This is a genomic window from Vibrio furnissii CIP 102972 (genome assembly GCF_000176175.1).
GTDB lineage: Bacteria > Pseudomonadota > Gammaproteobacteria > Enterobacterales > Vibrionaceae > Vibrio > Vibrio furnissii.
Map to the genome: position 1 here is coordinate 13,991 of NZ_ACZP01000020.1, position 18,137 is coordinate 32,127.

At 51.8% G+C, this 18,137-nt stretch carries 15 protein-coding genes and 1 other annotated feature; of the genes, 10 read left to right on the forward strand and 5 right to left on the reverse strand.

Translation table 11 applies throughout. From position 1 onward, the window contains the following. Window positions 1-245 precede the first annotated feature (245 nt). The 5 genes from hpf to yjjX all read left to right on the forward strand — a co-directional run bounded on the left by hpf (window position 246) and on the right by yjjX (window position 6,056). Window positions 246-575 carry a ribosome hibernation-promoting factor, HPF/YfiA family gene (gene hpf / locus VFA_RS20580; protein WP_004728834.1) on the forward strand — a complete coding sequence of 110 codons (330 nt, stop codon included), beginning with the start codon at window positions 246-248 and terminating at the stop codon, window positions 573-575. Window positions 576-686: 111 nt separating this feature from the next. Continuing rightward, window positions 687-807 (forward strand) — a sequence feature (Phe leader region). A gap of 12 nt (window positions 808-819) precedes the next feature. Further along, window positions 820-2,001, forward strand: a complete 1,182-nt coding sequence (gene pheA / locus VFA_RS20585) for a prephenate dehydratase (RefSeq protein WP_004728835.1) — start codon at window positions 820-822, stop codon at window positions 1,999-2,001. A 177-nt stretch (window positions 2,002-2,178) separates the two neighbouring features. Then, window positions 2,179-3,225: a polyamine ABC transporter substrate-binding protein gene (locus VFA_RS20590; protein WP_004728837.1), complete on the forward strand. Its 1,047-nt coding sequence runs from the start codon at window positions 2,179-2,181 to the stop codon at window positions 3,223-3,225. Further along, the gene (locus tag VFA_RS20595; RefSeq protein WP_004728839.1) at window positions 3,209-5,557 is read left to right on the forward strand and encodes a putative bifunctional diguanylate cyclase/phosphodiesterase; all 2,349 of its coding nucleotides are present in this window, start codon (window positions 3,209-3,211) and stop codon (window positions 5,555-5,557) included. Before VFA_RS20590 ends, VFA_RS20595 begins: the two co-directional genes overlap by 17 nt. After that, window positions 5,529-6,056 (forward strand): inosine/xanthosine triphosphatase, encoded by a 528-nt coding sequence (yjjX, locus tag VFA_RS20600; protein ID WP_004728841.1) that lies wholly within the window; start codon window positions 5,529-5,531, stop codon window positions 6,054-6,056. The genes VFA_RS20595 and yjjX overlap by 29 nt, the downstream gene beginning before the upstream one ends. Before the next feature lie 38 nt (window positions 6,057-6,094). Here yjjX and trpR read toward each other — a convergent pair whose 3' ends face one another. Together trpR and sltY are read right to left on the reverse strand one after the other, a co-directional pair. Beyond that, window positions 6,095-6,388, reverse strand: coding sequence for a trp operon repressor (gene trpR / locus VFA_RS20605; protein WP_004728843.1), 294 nt, complete (start codon window positions 6,386-6,388; stop codon window positions 6,095-6,097). Between the two features lie 54 nt (window positions 6,389-6,442). After that, on the reverse strand, window positions 6,443-8,389 hold the full coding sequence (sltY, locus tag VFA_RS20610; RefSeq protein WP_004728845.1) for a murein transglycosylase: 1,947 nt from the start codon (window positions 8,387-8,389) through the stop codon (window positions 6,443-6,445). A 257-nt stretch (window positions 8,390-8,646) separates the two neighbouring features. Here sltY and ettA point away from each other — a divergent pair, with 257 nt between their 5' ends. Together ettA and VFA_RS20620 are read left to right on the forward strand one after the other, a co-directional pair. Further along, window positions 8,647-10,314: an energy-dependent translational throttle protein EttA gene (gene ettA / locus VFA_RS20615; RefSeq protein WP_004728847.1), complete on the forward strand. Its 1,668-nt coding sequence runs from the start codon at window positions 8,647-8,649 to the stop codon at window positions 10,312-10,314. Window positions 10,315-10,466: 152 nt separating this feature from the next. Then, the gene (locus VFA_RS20620) at window positions 10,467-10,844 is read left to right on the forward strand and encodes a PilZ domain-containing protein (protein WP_004728849.1); all 378 of its coding nucleotides are present in this window, start codon (window positions 10,467-10,469) and stop codon (window positions 10,842-10,844) included. 53 nt (window positions 10,845-10,897) lie between these two features. On the opposite strand, the gene tyrA is transcribed toward VFA_RS20620, so the two are convergent. Both tyrA and VFA_RS20630 read right to left on the reverse strand, forming a co-directional pair. Next, entirely contained in the window at window positions 10,898-12,025 is a 1,128-nt protein-coding gene (tyrA, locus tag VFA_RS20625) for a bifunctional chorismate mutase/prephenate dehydrogenase (protein ID WP_004728851.1), read from the reverse strand. A 14-nt stretch (window positions 12,026-12,039) separates the two neighbouring features. Beyond that, complete coding sequence (locus VFA_RS20630) at window positions 12,040-13,113, reverse strand: 3-deoxy-7-phosphoheptulonate synthase (protein WP_004728853.1); 1,074 nt, start codon at window positions 13,111-13,113, stop codon at window positions 12,040-12,042. Between the two features lie 318 nt (window positions 13,114-13,431). Here VFA_RS20630 and VFA_RS20635 point away from each other — a divergent pair, with 318 nt between their 5' ends. Beyond that, the gene (locus tag VFA_RS20635) at window positions 13,432-15,108 is read left to right on the forward strand and encodes a sensor histidine kinase (RefSeq protein WP_004728855.1); all 1,677 of its coding nucleotides are present in this window, start codon (window positions 13,432-13,434) and stop codon (window positions 15,106-15,108) included. After that, window positions 15,108-15,824 carry a two-component system response regulator BtsR gene (gene btsR, locus VFA_RS20640; RefSeq protein WP_004728857.1) on the forward strand — a complete coding sequence of 239 codons (717 nt, stop codon included), beginning with the start codon at window positions 15,108-15,110 and terminating at the stop codon, window positions 15,822-15,824. Before VFA_RS20635 ends, btsR begins: the two co-directional genes overlap by 1 nt. Window positions 15,825-15,895: 71 nt before the next feature. Here btsR and nagZ read toward each other — a convergent pair whose 3' ends face one another. Continuing rightward, window positions 15,896-16,885 (reverse strand): beta-N-acetylhexosaminidase, encoded by a 990-nt coding sequence (nagZ, locus tag VFA_RS20645; RefSeq protein WP_004728859.1) that lies wholly within the window; start codon window positions 16,883-16,885, stop codon window positions 15,896-15,898. 136 nt (window positions 16,886-17,021) lie between these two features. Here nagZ and VFA_RS20650 point away from each other — a divergent pair, with 136 nt between their 5' ends. After that, on the forward strand, window positions 17,022-18,134 hold the full coding sequence (locus VFA_RS20650; RefSeq protein WP_004728861.1) for an anhydro-N-acetylmuramic acid kinase: 1,113 nt from the start codon (window positions 17,022-17,024) through the stop codon (window positions 18,132-18,134). The last annotated feature ends 3 nt before the right edge of the window (window positions 18,135-18,137 follow it).

Here is an 18,137-nt window from a genome sequence, read left to right on the forward strand (position 1 = left end):
TTTAATGGGCCGAGGAAATGCCCTAAAAATGGGAAGATTTTCAGTCAATTACTCTTCCAATTTAGCCAACTTCATCAGAATCTCAAGCTTTTTCGCTCGTCTGTTTCACGACTCTTTGCGGAAGATCACGTTTGGTTTCAAAGCCAAAAACACACACGCGTAAATTGATCTGAATCACATTCTTTTAGTTTGGGATGAGTAATCTGAAGTTAACCCACAAGGGATGCAACAGAGGAAAAAGCACTATGCAAATGAACATCACTGGTAAAAACATCGAAATCACCTCTGCAATCCGCAATCACATTGAGAGCAAATTCAAAAAGCTGGAAAAATGGCAGGTGGACATCATCGGATGTCAGGCAAGTTTCAGTGAGGAACCAAACAAACAGAAAAAATTCGAAGCAACCGTCAGCATTCCAAAAGGACAATTAGTTGCCTCCGCTATCCACGAAGATCTGTATGCCGCTGTGAATGAGGTAGAACAAAAACTAGAGCGTCAACTGAATAAACTTCGTCACAAACCAGAGGCCCGTCGTACGGACAAACCTGAGCTGGAAGAAGAAGTGGAAGAGTAAAAGATACGGTTTCCAGAATAGCGCCTTCGGGCGCTATTTTTTTGCTTGACGCTCCCACCCCGCTTGCTTATTGTGTTGGCTTATCAATCAACATTTTCCTCGGAAAAACATGACACTTCATTCCCTGTTCTTTTTTGACTTCTTTTTTCTCCAATAACCTTGGAGGCGTGCTCGTTTACGGAAGATAAGTCAAAAACGAACAGAAAGCCTCCCAACGGGAGGCTTTTTTATAAGGATAATTTACATGACAGACAGACAATACTCGCTCGAAGAGATTCGATTGCGCTTAAATGAACTTGATGACCAACTGCTGAGCCTGCTTTCAGAACGCCGTAAACTCAGCATTGAAGTGGCCAAAAGCAAAGTCGAAACCTCCAAACCCGTGCGTGACGCTGCACGTGAGCAGCAACTGCTTGTCAAATTGATCCACGCGGGCAAAGACAAATACCAACTTGATGCCCAGTACATCACCAAGCTCTTTCACACCATCATTGAAGACTCGGTTCTCCTGCAGCAGGCTTACTTACAGAATCTGGCTAACCCACAAAGTCGCAAACCGTTGGCGCGTGTGGCGTTTCTTGGCTCGAAAGGCTCCTACTCTCATCTGGCTACCCGTGAGTATTTCAGCCGTAAAAATACCGAACTCATTGAACTCAACTGCGATCAATTCAAAGAAGTCACCCGCACGGTGGAATCTGGCCATGCCGATTATGGCGTGCTGCCAATCGAAAACACCAGCTCCGGCTCCATCAATGAGGTGTACGACCTACTACAACACACCACGCTGTATATCGTGGGTGAAATCACACAGCCGATTGAACACTGCTTGGTTGCGACAAAAGACATTCGTCTAGAAGATCTCAAAGTGCTGTATTCGCACCCGCAGCCACATCAGCAGTGCAGTGAATTTTTGGGCCGTCTCAAAGGGGTGAAACTGGAAACGTGCGCCAGCACCGCAGATGCCATGAAAAAAGTACAAGAGCTCAACCGCACTGACGTCGCTGCGATTGGCAACGCATCCAGCGGCAAACTCTATGGCCTGCAAGCGATTCAAGGTAACATCGCCAACCAAACCGAAAACCACACTCGCTTTATTGTTGTCGCGCGCAAACCGGTTGAAGTCTCGGCGCAAATCCCGGCCAAAACCACGCTGATCATGTCCACATCGCAAGAAGCAGGCTCCTTGGTCTCCACACTCCTTGTGCTGCAACGCCTTGGCATCAACATGACCAAGCTGGAATCCCGCCCAATCATGGGCAATCCGTGGGAAGAGATGTTTTACGTCGATCTCTCCGCTCATCTGGATTCAGAAAACATGCAGCAAGCACTGATCGAATTGACGCGCCTCACGCGCCACCTCAAAGTGCTGGGCTGCTACCCCAGCGAGAACGTCAAGCCAACCCAAGTCAAACTTGCTGAACGATAACTGAATCATACATTTGGCTGCAAACGCTGGCAGTTGCATATTGAAACCCTATAATAGCCACAACAAATTTCCACGTGTGGTGATACATGCACTGCCGGCGAGTTTTTGATTCGTCGCGCACTGGGCGAAGACAGCAATAGGATATCGAACCGGCGGAGCCGGGCGAACTCAAAACGGATGACGAAATCGATTTTCACGGCCTTGCTCGGGGGATGCGCCCTCACAGCATCAGTCCAAAGTAGCGAACTCAACTTATATTTATGGGAAGACACGCTCTCTCCACGAGTCGTCGATGCTTGGCATCAGCGCCATCCCGACACGCCGCTCAACCTCTATCATTTCGATAACGATGACGAGCGCAGCTTGCTGATGCTCAAAAGCGTGCAGTTGCCTTTTGACGTGGTGGTGCTCGATAACGTCTCCGCCCACATTTTCTCTCGCCAAGATCTGTTTGAAGATTTGTCACACTTGCCCAACCGCGACAACAATGCGGCCAAATGGAATCAAGCATGTGGCAGCCATGCCGTGCCCTATTTCTGGGGATACGTGGGCATTGCCTACCGTAAAAGCAAGCTGGCCGAGCCCCCCACCGATTGGTCGCAACTGGTGCACATTGCGCCGAACATGCGCGGCCACGTCGGGCTCATTTCTGATAGCGTCGAAACACTGCTGCCCACGCTGTACAGCTTGGGAGTGTCACCGATTACCGATTCCATCGATGTACTCAAACAGGCGTATCTGGCATTGGAGCAATCCAATCCCAATATCTTGACCTACGAATATGCCCTCAGTTACGTTCGTAGCCATGCCGAAAACGACAATCTTTACATGGCATTAGCCTACAGTGGCGATCAATATTCGCTCAATCGTTTCTTTGCGAACGATGACTGGAGCTTTAGCCTGCCGCAAGGCCAACCTTATTTATGGGTAGATTGCATGGCGATCAATAGCCATTCCCTCTACAAGCAAGAGGCCAAAGCGTTTCTCGAATTCCTGATGCAACCGGAGATTGCAGCCATGAACGCCGCAGATATTCGAGGCGCAACGCCGAACCTGCGGGCCATGCATCTCTTGCCGCCCGAGTATCGCAATGATGCGACGCTGTTTCCCGCACCGGATCTCGTCGAACAAGGGATCATCGATAGCGAACTCTCGCCGGGCAATCTCAACGTCAGAGCCAAAATAATTAACAGTGTGATCAACCAACATGAAGCTCAACCATAGAATCCTTCTGCTGATTGCGCCGGTGATTCTGCTCAGTGCTGCAGCCTCCAGCTATATCATTTACACCAGCCAGAAAGATGCGTTGCTGAAACGGACCGACAGCTATTTGCAATTGAGCATGGAAAAGCTGGCCAGCCATTTCAGGCAAACGCGCGCCTTGGTCAACAGTTACTCCTTCACGCTCGCCAAAAGCGACATCATTCGCCATTACTTCTACTACGAACACAATCCTTACCGCGAATTAGAACTCGTGGACAATTTGCATCAAACCATCAGTATTCTTCAACCCAGCGATAGTCAGCATGTTGCGCTGTCGATCCTCGACGGTGACAAAAACATTCTCTACTACGCCGAGAACAGCTACGACCCGTTTGCTCAAATGGATCCGTTGGTCAAACAGTTCGTCGATCAGCGGTTCAATCAAACCGCGCGTACTTCCGATGTCAGCTACACCGAAAACTCAGCCGGTGAAGGCATATTGGTGCGCTACGACGTGCTGGATACTAAAACATTGCAAACACCGCTGAGCTACAACCGCGACGAAGTCTTTTTTATCGTGGTGTATGTGGTGCTGGATAAATTTAACGCGCTGCGCCAACACATTGAATTTGATAACCAAAGCCCCATTTTCTTTCAAGACCATCCACCGCAAAACACGCAGCGTCTGACGCAGAGCGTCGAGCTGCAACCGGGCATGTACGCCATTTTGGACCCTGCGCCATTGCTGTTTCGTGACCGCTTGGCACGCATTCAAAAGGAGCTGATGCTGGCGTTTGGTTTCTCGGCACTGGTCACCGTGTTGCTGCTGCTGATCCTGCTCTACAAACATGTCATCAATCCGATTCTTCGCCTCGATAAGCAGCTACAAGAAGTTGAGAACAAACAGCGTAAGAACATTGAAATTCTGAACAGCCAAGATGAAATCGGCCGTCTCTCTTCACGCTTCTACGCCATGTATACCGAGCTCGACAGCACCTATCAACGCACCAAAACCTTGGCGGAATACGATCACCTGACCAAGCTGGCCAACCGCCGTCAATTTCAGGTGCAAGCGGAAAAAACCTTGCTGGAGACGCCGCGAAACAGCCATATCTGGGTGCTGTATATCGATTTGGATAACTTCAAATACGTCAACGACAAATACGGCCACCAGATCGGCGACTCGCTGCTGGTCAGCTTTGCCGATCACGTACGCCGCTTGTGTGAGGAGTTCAACCAACAGCACTACACCTATAGTTTGGCCGCGCGTTTGTCCGGCGACGAATTTGCGATTGTGCTCTGCGCGCCGAGCCGCAAGGTCGATTGCGCGACTCAGTTTGCCCAGCGTCTGCTTGACCCGATGCAAAAACAGGACAACTCGCCATTGGGCCACTTTCCAATCACCGCCAGTATCGGCATCGCCACTTATCCAGAAGATGGCCAGCAGATTGAAAAACTGTTGCTTAACGCCGACACCGCGATGTATCAAGCCAAGAACGCGGGCAAAAACCAAGTGGCTTACTACTCTCAGCAGCTCGATGAGATCGTTCAGCGCCGCAACACGATTGAGCGCGCGTTGCGCTTGGGGCATTTTGATCAAGAATTCAGTTTGGTCTATCAACCGTATTTCACCTGCTCAGGCCATCAAGTCGCTGGGTTTGAAGTGCTGCTGCGTTGGGAGTCCGAACAGTTGGGCGACGTCTCGCCGGATGAATTCATTCCAATTGCTGAACAAACCGGGTTGTTTGGCCAGATTGACCGCTGGGTGATTCAGTCCGCGTTTGCTGAACTCAACACGCTGCGCGAACAATTTACCCAGCCGATTCAAATCTCCATCAACCTCTCGTCGGCGGAGCTAGATTCCCAACACCTGGCGCAGTTTATCCACCAGCATGCGCAGCAACACCAAGTGGTGCCGCACTGGGTCGACTTTGAAATTACTGAAACCTTTGCCGCCGACTCCAAGAGTTTCCCGCTGCTGCATGAGCTGTCCCGCTTGGGCTATGGCTTGACCATTGACGACTTCGGTTCGGGCTACACCTCCATTGCCCAACTGGTGCAGTACCCTGTGCAAAAAATTAAGTTCGACCGCGCATTTTTGGATACACTGATCGCCACCAACAAACAGAAAGTCATTAAACCCCTGATTGACTTGTGCCACTCCCAGCACATGAAAGTGACCGCGGAGGGCATCGAAAGTGAAACAATGCATCAGTGGCTGGCGAATTATCGCTGCGATTACATGCAGGGATACTTCTTTGGGAAACCCATGTCACTGAGCGAAGTTTGTGCCTGGCAACAACCGAATGAGATGACTCCGTCCTATGAAAAAAGTGATCATTGCTTCTCTTAACCCTGCGAAAATTCGTGCGGTGGAGAGTGCTTTTTCAACCGTATTTCCTGAACACACATTTGCCTTTGAAGGCATCAGCTTCCCGAGCGAAGTGGCCGATCAGCCGATGAGCGACCACGAGACCAAACTGGGCGCGCTCAATCGCGTGCGCAATGCCAAGCAACATCGTCCCGGCGCAGATTTCTACGTGGGGCTTGAAGCGGGCATTGATGCGGGAGTGACATTTGCGTGGATGATCATCGAATCGGACACTCAGCGCGGTGAATCGCGCTCTGCCAGCTTGATGCTGCCACCTGAAGTGCTGCATCAACTGGCCGATGCCCATGAATTGGGCGATGTGATGGATGCGGTGTTTGGCACCGAGAACATCAAACAGAAAGGCGGCGCCATTGGCTTACTGACTCAGCATCACCTGACTCGCAGCTCGGTGTACCATCAGGCGCTGATTTTAGCGTTGATCCCGTTTACAAACCCCGACCACTTTCCCGCCAACCTGTAAGTGCAGGGATAAAAAAACCAGCCCCAAGGCTGGTTTTTTTATTTCAGAATCAATTGACTCAAGATGGCCCGATCGGCGTCAGAACGAGATTTCAGTTCGTTGGAGCCACGAGTAATTGTCGCAACACCGACCCGTAACATTTGACTCACCTGTCGTTGTGACATCTCACCTTTCAACAGTTCACAGAGAATATTGACCCTCGCCACCAACGCTTCGCGCTCATCTGGGGTCATTAACATCGTTAGCAGCATCGCGTGCTGCTCTTGGTCTGCGGCCTGTTTGACTAACGTCATCAGCTGCGACCAGTCACTGTACTCAGGTTGTTGGGACATGATTGTACTCGTTGAGTGATACACGCCTCTATTGTAGAGAACACTCAAACAGAATCAATATTTTGTCTCCACCTCATGCTGATTTAAAAATGCACCGTCCACGCCCATCAAGTCACGGTAGTAGGTTTCAAACATCAAAATGTTCTGCACATAGCCGCGTGTTTCTCGAAATGGAATCGCTTCGATGAAGGCGTATGCATCCAACTGGCCATCGGTTTCTTTGCGCCAACGGTCGACCCGTTGCGGCCCGGCATTGTACGCCGCAAAAGCAAAGATTCGATTGTTGTCATATCGTTCCAGCAAACCATTGAGATAATGGCTGCCGATTTCGATGTTCTTGCCGACTTGGTACAACTCGTCCGCATCATCATACGTGAGCTGATATTTCTTCGCCGTATAGCGCGCAGTCGCAGGCATGATCTGCATGATGCCACGAGCGCCCACAGGCGAGCGGGCTTCCGAATCCATTGCACTCTCCTGACGCGCAAGCGACATCAGCATGATCGGATCAATGCCGTGCTTTTCACCGTAGAAGTTAAACCACCATTGATGCGCCATCGGAAAGCGCAGCGTCATGTTGTCCCACATGCGTGCCGAAATCGATGCGGTGACCGTCAGGTGATGCCAGCGTTTACTCGCCGCATAGGCGGCCAACATCTCTTTTTCTTCCAGCGTGACGCGGCTGAGTAGCCAGCTCCATTCACTTTTCGCCGCGGCTATTTTATCGCGATCAATCAGCTCTTGAATTCTCACCAGCGCCGTTTGATACGGTTTGACCTTGTTCGAATCGAGATCAAGCGTCGACACCGGATAATTCACCGATTGCTGCACCGCTTTGGCGGCCGCAACGCTGTAAAAATTGCGCTCCCCTAAAATCGCTTGTAGCCGTTTTATTCCCGCATCTTTGTGCCCAAGCGCCATGTCACTGCGACCGAGCCAATATTGCCAACGCGTGGTCGCTTGCTCTGCTGAAGGGAGTTGCTGAATCCAATCGGTCACGCCCTGCCAATCCACATGGCGTAGCGCCAAACGAATACGGGTTTCAATCAGGTTGATGTTACTGCTGCCCGCAATCACGCCATCACGCCATTGACGCAGTTCCAGTGATTCGGCATCCATCATTCGCAGCGCAATGTATTGGCCAATGCGCGCCTGTTGAGCGGCGCTCCAATGCTGCGCTTTGACCACCTCGGCCAACGCACGTTGCGCCTTCAGTTCATCGATGCGCGCCAGTTTTTCCAACGCCAACTCAGCTTGGCGTCGTGCCAGCGCCGCTTTGGCATGACGCTGTGCAAACGCCACCACCGTTTCCGGTTTATCGTATAAGTCGAGCATCTCTTGCGCGATGCTGGCGTTGGCTGGGCGATCGATTTTCTTGAGTAGGTACTTCATCAGCGCGCGGTTGCGACCTTCAAAGGCCAGCACCATGCGATCCAAGACCAAGGTATCCGTGAGGCCACCTTGCTTGTCCCACGCCTCAAACAGCGGGTCACAGGCATCTGCAACGCTGCCGCCGCTGAGCCACAGCGATTTCGCTCCCGCATAAGCTTCTGCCCGTTTGCCCGTTTGCAACTTGGCGTTGTAATAGTGGCAGCGATATGTTTCCCCATTGGGTTCGTTGGGCGAAAACTGTAGCAGCGCGCCCCACTTCTCCTGACTGGCGAGTGCATCCAGATACGGCGCACTGATGCGATTGGCAAAGGGAAAATCACGGTGCGTATCGATAAACGCCCGCACCGCAATCGGCGGCTTGGAGCCCAAATCAATGAGAAAACTGCGGTAGTCGAGGTAGGGCGTCAGTGGATAATCGGCCAACTGACGGCGGTGTTTCTTAAATTCATCTACATTTTTGTCATCAAGCCACTGCTGGGCTTGATCATACAGATCCCGCTGAGCATCCAGATCGAGAGAGCTTGAAAACGCTGTGCCGCTAATCAATGAACTGAACATCAACATTGACGATACAAGACGATGCGGCTTAAAAACACACCAAAGCGTCATGGCTCTTATTCCTTTAAAGCTGATTTAACCGATATTTATTACGCTAATTCTAGCGCGAAATGTAAAGCAGCCAGATGTAAACTTGATGTAAATAATGCGACAGAGAATAAAAAGAGTGCCAGCGTTACAAACTCAGCAAACACTATTAGAGCGACTCATCAATTACGCGGGAAAAGCTTGGCCGCTAGTAACAAATGAGAATGCTTTAGTATAGAATGTCGGCTTTATTCTGTTGGAAAGATTAGGAACGATCGGCAATGGCTGAATACGTATATACCATGTCACGGGTGAGCAAAATTGTGCCACCTAAGCGTCAAATTCTAAAAGACATCTCTCTGAGTTTCTTCCCAGGGGCAAAAATCGGTGTTTTGGGTCTGAACGGTGCGGGTAAATCGACTCTGCTACGTATCATGGCGGGCATCGACACCGATATCGATGGCGAAGCACGTCCACAACCAGGTCTAAAAGTCGGTTACCTGCCTCAGGAACCTGTCCTGGATGAATCAAAAACCGTTCGCGAAGTGGTTGAAGAAGCCGTTTCTGACGTTGCAGGCGCTCTCAAGCGTCTGGATGAAGTTTACGCGGCCTACGCTGAAGACGGCGCAGACTTCGACGCACTGGCTAAAGAGCAAGGCGACCTCGAAGCCCTGATCCAAGCGAAAGATGGCCACAACCTTGAAAACGCGCTTGAGCGTGCCGCCAATGCGCTGCGTCTGCCTGAATGGGATCAGAAAATTGCCCATCTGTCCGGTGGTGAGCGTCGCCGTGTTGCGATCTGTCGTCTGCTACTAGAAAAACCAGACATGCTGCTGCTCGACGAACCAACCAACCACTTGGATGCGGAATCTGTGGCTTGGCTGGAACGCTTCCTGGTGGATTACTCAGGTACCGTCGTGGCCATCACGCACGACCGTTACTTCCTAGACAACGCAGCGGGCTGGATTCTAGAACTTGACCGTGGCGAAGGGATTCCATGGCAAGGCAACTACACCTCGTGGCTAGAGCAAAAAGATGCGCGTCTGCAACAAGAAGCATCGCAAGAAAGCGCTCGTCAAAAAACCATCGAGAAAGAGCTGGAGTGGGTTCGTAAAAACCCGAAAGGTCGTCAAGCAAAATCAAAAGCGCGTATGGCTCGCTTTGAAGAACTGCAAAGCACTGATCACCAGAAACGTAACGAGACGAACGAACTGTTCATTCCGCCAGGCGAACGTCTGGGCGACAAAGTGATCGAAGTGAAGAACCTGAGCAAGTCATTTGACGGTCGTCTGCTGATCGACGATCTGTCATTCAACATGCCAAAAGGTGCGATTGTCGGCATCATCGGTGCCAACGGTGCAGGTAAATCCACATTGTTCAAGATGCTGAGCGGCGTAGAACAACCCGATTCCGGTACCATCGAAATGGGCGACACGGTGAAACTGGCGTCTGTGGATCAGTTCCGTGATTCAATGAACGACAAGAACACCGTGTTCCAAGAGATCTCGGAAGGCGCAGACATCATCAAGATCAACAACTTTGAAATTCCAGCGCGTGCATACTGCTCTCGCTTTAACTTCAAAGGCTCGGATCAACAAAAAGTGATCGGCGAACTGTCTGGTGGTGAGCGTAACCGTGTGCACTTGGCGAAACTGCTGAAAGCCGGCGGTAACGTGCTGTTGCTCGACGAACCAACCAACGATCTGGACGTCGAAACATTGCGTGCACTGGAAGAAGCGCTGCTGGAATTCCCGGGCTGTGCCATGGTGATCTCGCACGACCGTTGGTTCCTCGACCGTATCGCGACCCACATCATCGACTACCGCGATGAAGGTCAAGTAAACTTCTACGAAGGCAACTACACCGAATACATGGATTGGCTGAAGAAAACCCTTGGCCCTGAAGCGGCAGAACCACACCGCATCAAATACAAACGTATTGCCAAGTAATTCGCAGACACGCAAGTCATTCACAGACACAATTAAAGGGCCGCATCATGCGGCCTTTTTGTATGGCGACGATTCGCAGTCACTCATTCGGTGGAATCGGCTCAGGTTTGCTATGCTTGAAAGGCTTGACCTGCCAGTAAAGTGAGAACGCTATGATTGAACGCCGCCGATTTTCCCGCATCATTTATCAGGCTCCGGCCACTCTCTTTCAGGGAGAGTATCAATTGGCGACCTGTATTCAGGACTTATCGCTACATGGGCTGCTGTTATGGGCCGTCGATGAGCCCGATTTGGACCCCACCAGATTGGTCGATGTGGCCTTTATGCTGCCCGACAGCGACATCAACATCACATTGACCGCACGCCTGATCAGTCAGGATGAACGTATTTTACGCCTCAAAATCGACCACATTGACATTGACAGTATTGGCCATCTCAAACGGTTGGTGGAGCTGAACGTCGGCAGCGACAGTTTGCTGCATCGTGAAATGGAATACCTAGCGGATTTGGGCGACAGCGAGGACGCGTGACGCACAGGCAAAAAAAAAAGCGCTGCCAAAGCAGCGCAAATATTCGGGGGAGATTAGCCTCGATGAATCGAGTCATTTGCTTGTTTTAATAAATTCTGGCTCTCAAGCATGAATTGCTGAGAGTAGTTGCCAAACCATTGGCTGACTTTTTCAAAATTCTGTACAAACCCGTCTTTGTCATGGTCAGCAATCAGTTTGACCGCTTCACCAAAGTTGCGGTAGAAGTGTTGAATCATCTCCACGTTATCTTCCGACGAAAGAATAATGTCGCCATACAAATTCGGATCCTGACCAAACAGACGCCCAACCATCGCCAGCTCCAAGCGGTAAATCGGTGAACTGAGCGTCAGCAATTGGGCCAGATTCGGATTCACTTTAGACAGGTGTAGACCGTAGGCGAACGACGTAAAGTGACGCAACGCCTGAATCAGGGTCATGCCGTGGTCGTGTTCTGCCGCATCAATTTGGCACAAACTCGCTCCCCAAATCCCAATCTGTTTTAGCAACCATTGGTAGTGTTCTTCACCACGACCATCGCAATACACCACTACCTGCTTTGCCAAACTCGGCACATCGGGGCCAAACATCGGGTGTAACCCAACCACCGGGCCTTGGTGCGCTTTGAGCATCGCTTGCAGCGGCTTGGCCTTGATCGAGGTCAGGTCGCACAAAATGCAGTCTTTCGGCAAGTTGTTCAGTTTTTCAATCACACCCAAGGTGAGATGAATGGGCACTGTGACTACCACCAAACCTGCATCACTGAGCAGTTCATCGGCGCGATCCCAATCTTTGCTGCCCAAGACTTTCACTTGGTAGCCCGAGAGTCGGAACATGCGGCCAAACAGACCGCCCAACTGACCGTTCCCCCCGATGATCACCACCGAACGCAGTTCAGGGTTGAGGCATTTAAAGCCAGAATCTTTTTCACTGGCGTATGACTCACGCATGGTGCGGCGCAGAATGTCTTCAATGAGTTGCGGTGGCACGCCTTTGCGCTCCGCTTCTTCACGGCGAGAGGCCAGCATGGCGGCTTCTCGGTCGGGAACATAGATGGGCAAGCCATGTTTACTTTTGACCTCGCCAACCTTTTCCACTAACGCCAGACGACGAGCCAACAGTTCCACCATCTGCTTGTCGACAGCGTCAATCTGATCACGCAATTCATTGAGTTCTACGGCCATGGGCAATCCTTTACTTAACCTTTGAGGCGATTTTCTAAACAGGGAATCAGCTCCTGATGAGCGTGGCGTAATAATGCCTCAGTTGATTCCCAATTAATACACGCATCCGTAATCGACACACCGTAAGCCATTTGATCCAGCGGCTGCTCTGCTGATTGGTTACCTTCGTTGAGATGACTTTCGATCATCAGACCGATAATCGACTGATTACCTTCACGAATTTGGTGAATCACATCCTCAGCGACCAGCGGCTGACGACGGTAATCTTTGCGTGAGTTGGCGTGACTACAGTCAACCATCAGCGCGGCGTCTAAGCCCGCTTTTTCCAGCGCTTCTTCACATTCCGCCACAGAGACTGAATCGTAGTTGGTCTGCTTGCCACCGCGTAGAATCACGTGGCCGTTGGCGTTGCCTTGGGTGGTCAGCAGTGCCACCTGCCCTTCACGGTTAATCCCCATAAAGCGGTGATTCGACGATGCGGCCTGCATGGCGTTGATCGCCGTGGACAAACTGCCATCAGTCCCATTTTTAAAGCCAATCGGCATTGAGAGGCCGCTGGCCATCTCGCGGTGCGTTTGTGATTCCGTGGTGCGCGCGCCAATCGCCGCCCAGCTAAACGTATCGGCCAAGTATTGCGGGCTGATCGGATCCAGCGCTTCGGTCGCGAGGGGAATTTCCATCTCCGCCAGTTCCACCAGCAGTTGGCGGCCAACATGTAGACCGTGCTCAATGTCAAATGTGCCGTCGAGATGCGGATCGTTGATCAGGCCTTTCCAGCCCACGGTGGTGCGCGGTTTTTCAAAGTACACGCGCATCACGATGTAGAGTTGATCTTTCAGTTGTTCTGACAGTGCTTTCAGACGCTTGGCGTACGCTTTGGCCGCATCCACATCGTGAATCGAACACGGGCCACACACAATCAACAGGCGATGGTCACGTTTGTGAATAATGTCCGCAACGGTTTGACGCGATTCACGGATAAAACGACGCGCGTTGTCACTCAATGGCAATTTTGCCTTCAGTGCATCCGGGGTAATCAGTATCTGTTCATCAACAATGTTGATATCGCTTAGTTCACTTTTCTTCATCGCATCACCTGTATAAATTTATTTACACTCAACATCGTCATGAGTGCCCAAACCGAATAAGCAACAAATTAACAGCCTTTAAAAACAATGCAAGTGTAAATATTAAAAAACATTTAATGTAAAATTAAATTTACATTCATTATTTTCGCTGCTTGATACCCAAAGTTACGAATCAAGCGTGTTTTATTCGTTCTAACTCCCCTAAAATAACCACATTCACACCCTTTCTCTGTGCGTCAACGGCAGGCTTCAGAAAGCGGTGACAAACATGAGATTGACATCGAGGCATGACGTCTCGCATTCAATGAAGAAAGGTATATGGATTTAGTTCTCTCTCTGTTGCAGCAGATGTGTGTGTATCTGGTTCTGGCTTACATGCTCAGCAAGACCCCCATCTTTTTGCCGCTGCTTAATATCTCACGTCGCTTAAATCACAAGCTCAGTGTTTATGTGCTGTTTTCGCTGTTTTGCATCATGGGCACCTACTTTGGCCTGCAAATCAATGATGCGATTGCCAATACCCGAGCGATTGGCGCCGTGATGGGCGGATTGTTTGGTGGCCCTGTGATTGGCTTTGCGGTCGGTTTTACCGGCGGGATTCACCGCTACACGTTAGGGGGATTTACCGACGTGGCCTGCGCGGTCTCGACCACCGCCGAAGGCATCATTGGCGGCTTACTGCATACCTATCTGCTGCGCAAAGGCAAAGGCCGTTTGTTGTTTAGCCCAAGCGTGGTGTTTGCCGTCACGCTGTTTGCCGAAATCGTGCAAATGCTGCTGATTCTGATGATTGCCGAACCGTACGATGAAGCCTATGCGCTGGTCTCCACCATCGCGGCGCCAATGATCATCGCCAACTCTGTCGGTGCGGCGCTGTTTATGAGCATTCTGCAAGATCGCAAAACCATCTTTGAAGAGTACTCGGCCACGTTTTCACGCCGGGCACTGAACATTGCTGAACGCTCGGTCGGCATTCTGGCCGCAGGCTTCAACCCGCAGAATGCCGAGAAGATCGCACGCATCGTTTACGAACAAACCAACGTGGGCGCGGTGTCGATTACCGACCGCGAGAAGATCCTCGCCTTCGTGGGCATCGGCGATGACCACCACAAACCCAATACGCCGATTTCATCGCAAAGCACGTTAGATGCCATTGCGCGCAACGCCATCATCTACCTCGACGGCAAAGAGCACCCGTATCAGTGTTCACTGTCGAAAACCTGTAAACTCGGTTCAGCGCTGATCATTCCGCTTCGCGCCGGTGATCGGGTCATCGGCACCATTAAGCTGTACGAACCGAAACGGAAGCTGTTTTCAACCATCAATATGTCGATGGCGGAAGGCATCGCCCAGATGCTGTCGAGTCAGATTCTGTATGGCGAGTATCAAGAGAAACAAATTTTGTTGTCGCGCGCGGAAATCAAACTGCTGCAAGCGCAGGTCAATCCGCATTTCCTGTTTAACGCACTCAACACCATCAGCGCAGTGATTCGCCGCGATCCCAACAAAGCGCGCGAGCTGATCCAACACCTGTCGCAGTTCTTTCGCAGCAACCTCAAGCAGAACATCGGCACCGTGACACTCAAAGAAGAGCTGGCCCACGTCAATGCCTATCTGACGATTGAAAAAGCACGCTTTAGCGATCGGCTGGATGTCGAGATTGCCATCGACGAAGCGCTGCTGGAGCGCAACGTGCCGAGTTTTACCTTGCAGCCGTTGGTGGAAAACGCCATCAAACATGGCACCTCCAACTTGCTCGAAGGGGGCAAAGTGCGCATCTACAGCATGGCCGATGCTCGTGGGCACCGCATCGTGGTGGAAGACAATGCTGGCAGCTACCAAGCGCCACGTGAGGATCATGATGGCCTCGGCATGCAAATTGTGGCCAAGCGCCTGACCTATAAATTCGGCGCCAGCTCCGCGCTAAACATTGAAGTGGAACCCAATCAATACACGCGGATGAGTTTTGTCATTCCGCATAAAGGAACGTATTAATGCTATCTGCACTGGTCATTGATGACGAACTCTTCGCTCGGGAAGAGCTGACAGAATTGCTGGAAGAGAGTGGTGAGATCGAGGTGATTGGCGAAGCCAACAACGCCATCGAAGGGCTCAAAAAAATCAATCAGCTCAAGCCAGATGTGGTGTTTCTGGACATTCAGATGCCACAAATCACCGGTATTGAGTTGCTAGGCATGCTCGATCCAGACACCATGCCCAAAGTGGTGTTTGTCACCGCTTATGATCAATACGCGCTGCAAGCGTTTGAAGACAATGCGTTTGATTACCTGCTCAAGCCGATTGACCCGGCAAGGTTGGAAAAAACCATCCAACGCTTGGGGCGCAGCGTGAACAAGACGCAAGACTACTCCGCCCTGGCGCCAAATAATCTGGATCAGGTGCCATGCATTGGCCTGAACCGCATTGTGATTGTGCCGACAGTCGATGTGGAGTTTGCGTTTAGCGACATCAGCGGCGTGCACGTACAAACCCATCAGCAACGCGCCACCAGCCAGTTGACGCTCAAAATTTTGGAAGAGAAAACGCCGTTGGTGCGCTGTCATCGCCAGTATCTGGTGAACACCAAAGCGATCAAAGAAATCAAACTGTTGGAAAACGGGTTGGCGGAGATCATCACCCGCTCCGGCCATCAAGTACCCGTCAGTCGCCGTTACCTCAAAGAACTAAAAGAGAAATTGGGCTTTCACTAACCGTTGGCCGCGCAATCGCTGCAATGACAAAAGGCTCCCATGGGAGCCTTTTCTTGATCGCGAATGTGCCGTTAGCTGTGCGCGTCAATCAAACGCTGCAGCGCTTGAGACGCCTGCTTCCAACGCTCAGTCGCTTTCAGTTCACGGTAGCTGAACTGTTGCTGTTTCAGCAGCGACTGTGCTTGCGGCACCACACTGATTGGTAGCTGATCCAACACCGCGACCGCCGATTCGCGCTTATTGCACATCAGCACCATGTCGCAACCGGCATCCAGCGACTGCTGCGCACGCTCTGCCGGGCCGCCCATGATCGCCGCACCTTCCATGCTCAAGTCATCCGAGAACACGATGCCTTGAAAACCCAGTTCCTGACGCAAAACCTGTTTCAGCCAATACGGAGATCCGCTGGCGGGCTGGGCATCACAATGCGGGTAAATCACGTGCGCTGGCATCATGGCATCCAAAATGCCCGCTTCAATCTGCGCGCGGAAAATCGTCATGTCATCAGCAATCGAATCACGTTCATCGTAAGGCGTTTCCAGATGGGAATCGGCAATCACCGCACCGTGACCGGGAAAGTGTTTGCCGGTGGTCGCCATCCCCACAGATTTCATCCCGCGCATATAGGCGCTGCTGTAGGTCAACACGGTTTGCACATCGTCACCAAAGGCGCGGTTGCCAATCGCACGGCAATCAAAGCCCTTATCCAATACAGGCGCAAAGCTGAGATCAATGTCGTGCGCGATGAGTTCCGCCGCCATCAACCAGCCACCGTCTTCGGCCAACTGCTCGCCATTGTCGCTGCGCGCGTACAGTTGCGCCGCGGGGATCTTGCTGAACCCGTCGCGAAAGCGCTGCACGCGGCCACCTTCTTGATCCACACCAATCAGGATCGGGCGCTTCGCCGCTTGACGAATGGCGGTGTTCAGCGCCAATAATTGTTGGTTGTCGTGGTAGTTACGAGCAAACAAAATGACACCGCCAACGGTAGGATGCGCCAGTATTTCGCGGTCTTCCGCCGTCAGTTCACAACCTTCAACGTCTAGCCATAACGGTCCCATGTTTTCCCCTTCATTCATCACGGTGGATTGTCAAAATTTGTCACAGCAAATGAGGTTATTCAGTTTGTTTTTCAATTACAATGAGTTTTAAAGACTTCGCCCTCGGAAACGAGAAATATGACAATCGGATAACAGAATGACTGAACGCGAACTGTACATCGGCATCATGTCTGGCACCAGCATGGACGGCGTCGACACGGCGCTGGTCGCCCTGACGGACCATCAGATTGAACTGCTGGCACACGATTTTCTGCCCATGCCTGCCGATCTCAAACAGCGCCTCTTGGCGGTATGTCTGGGCCAGGAAACCAACGTGCAAGAGATTGGCACGCTGGATCACTTGCTTGGTCATCTGTATGCCGATGCTGTGCTCAACCTCCTGAAGCACAGCGGCCATCACGCCAGTCAGATTCGCGCGATTGGCAATCACGGCCAAACGGTCTTCCACCAGCCAAACGGTGCAACTCCGTTCACCCTACAAATTGGCGACCACAATATTCTTGCCGCCCGCACGGGCATTACCACCGTGGCGGACTTTCGTCGCAAAGACATCGCATTGGGCGGTCAAGGCGCGCCTCTGGTGCCAGCATTCCACCGCACGATTTTTGATGTGCGCGATTCCAGCGTGGTGGTGCTTAACATCGGCGGCATCGCCAACGTGTCGGTACTCAAACCCGGCGGTGACGTGGTGGGTTATGACACCGGCCCTGGCAACGTGTTGATGGATGGTTGGTGCCAGCGCCACACCGGCCAAGCGTATGATCGCAATGGCGACTGGGCACGCAGCGGCGAACTCGATGCTGCGCTACTCACCACGCTGCTAAGCGACGACTACTTTGCAAAGCCGGCGCCGAAAAGCACCGGACGCGAATGGTTCAATCTGCCATGGCTGGACAACAAACTGGCCGATCATCATGTCGCGGCTAGCCATGTGCAGCGCACCTTATGTGAACTGACCGCGCGCAGTATTGCCAATGACGTGCAGCGCTTTGCCGAAGGCCCCGCCCCCGAACTGTTGGTGTGCGGCGGCGGCGCGCAAAATGCGCTGTTAATGGCGCGATTACACGCTTTGCTGCCGGGTTGGCAAGTGGCGCCGACCACCGCCAAAGGTGTCGATGGCGATTACATGGAAGCCATGGCCTTTGCCTGGCTGGCGCAACGCCGCATGCATAATCTGCCGAGCAATCTGCCCCGTGTGACGGGTGCGACGCGCTTGGCTTCTCTCGGCGTAATTTACCCCGCCGATTAACTG

Bases quoted from the DNA above. Each gene is read 5' to 3' on its own strand.
- hpf (WP_004728834.1), top strand. From the start codon at position 246: ATGCAAATGAACATCACTGGTAAAAACATCGAAATCACCTCTGCAATC.
- pheA (WP_004728835.1), top strand. From the start codon at position 820: ATGACAGACAGACAATACTCGCTCGAAGAGATTCGATTGCGCTTAAAT.
- VFA_RS20590 (WP_004728837.1), top strand. From the start codon at position 2,179: ATGACGAAATCGATTTTCACGGCCTTGCTCGGGGGATGCGCCCTCACA.
- VFA_RS20595 (WP_004728839.1), top strand. From the start codon at position 3,209: ATGAAGCTCAACCATAGAATCCTTCTGCTGATTGCGCCGGTGATTCTG.
- yjjX (WP_004728841.1), top strand. From the start codon at position 5,529: ATGAAAAAAGTGATCATTGCTTCTCTTAACCCTGCGAAAATTCGTGCG.
- trpR (WP_004728843.1), bottom strand. From the start codon at position 6,388: ATGTCCCAACAACCTGAGTACAGTGACTGGTCGCAGCTGATGACGTTA.
- sltY (WP_004728845.1), bottom strand. From the start codon at position 8,389: ATGACGCTTTGGTGTGTTTTTAAGCCGCATCGTCTTGTATCGTCAATG.
- ettA (WP_004728847.1), top strand. From the start codon at position 8,647: ATGGCTGAATACGTATATACCATGTCACGGGTGAGCAAAATTGTGCCA.
- VFA_RS20620 (WP_004728849.1), top strand. From the start codon at position 10,467: ATGATTGAACGCCGCCGATTTTCCCGCATCATTTATCAGGCTCCGGCC.
- tyrA (WP_004728851.1), bottom strand. From the start codon at position 12,025: ATGGCCGTAGAACTCAATGAATTGCGTGATCAGATTGACGCTGTCGAC.
- VFA_RS20630 (WP_004728853.1), bottom strand. From the start codon at position 13,113: ATGAAGAAAAGTGAACTAAGCGATATCAACATTGTTGATGAACAGATA.
- VFA_RS20635 (WP_004728855.1), top strand. From the start codon at position 13,432: ATGGATTTAGTTCTCTCTCTGTTGCAGCAGATGTGTGTGTATCTGGTT.
- btsR (WP_004728857.1), top strand. From the start codon at position 15,108: ATGCTATCTGCACTGGTCATTGATGACGAACTCTTCGCTCGGGAAGAG.
- nagZ (WP_004728859.1), bottom strand. From the start codon at position 16,885: ATGGGACCGTTATGGCTAGACGTTGAAGGTTGTGAACTGACGGCGGAA.
- VFA_RS20650 (WP_004728861.1), top strand. From the start codon at position 17,022: ATGACTGAACGCGAACTGTACATCGGCATCATGTCTGGCACCAGCATG.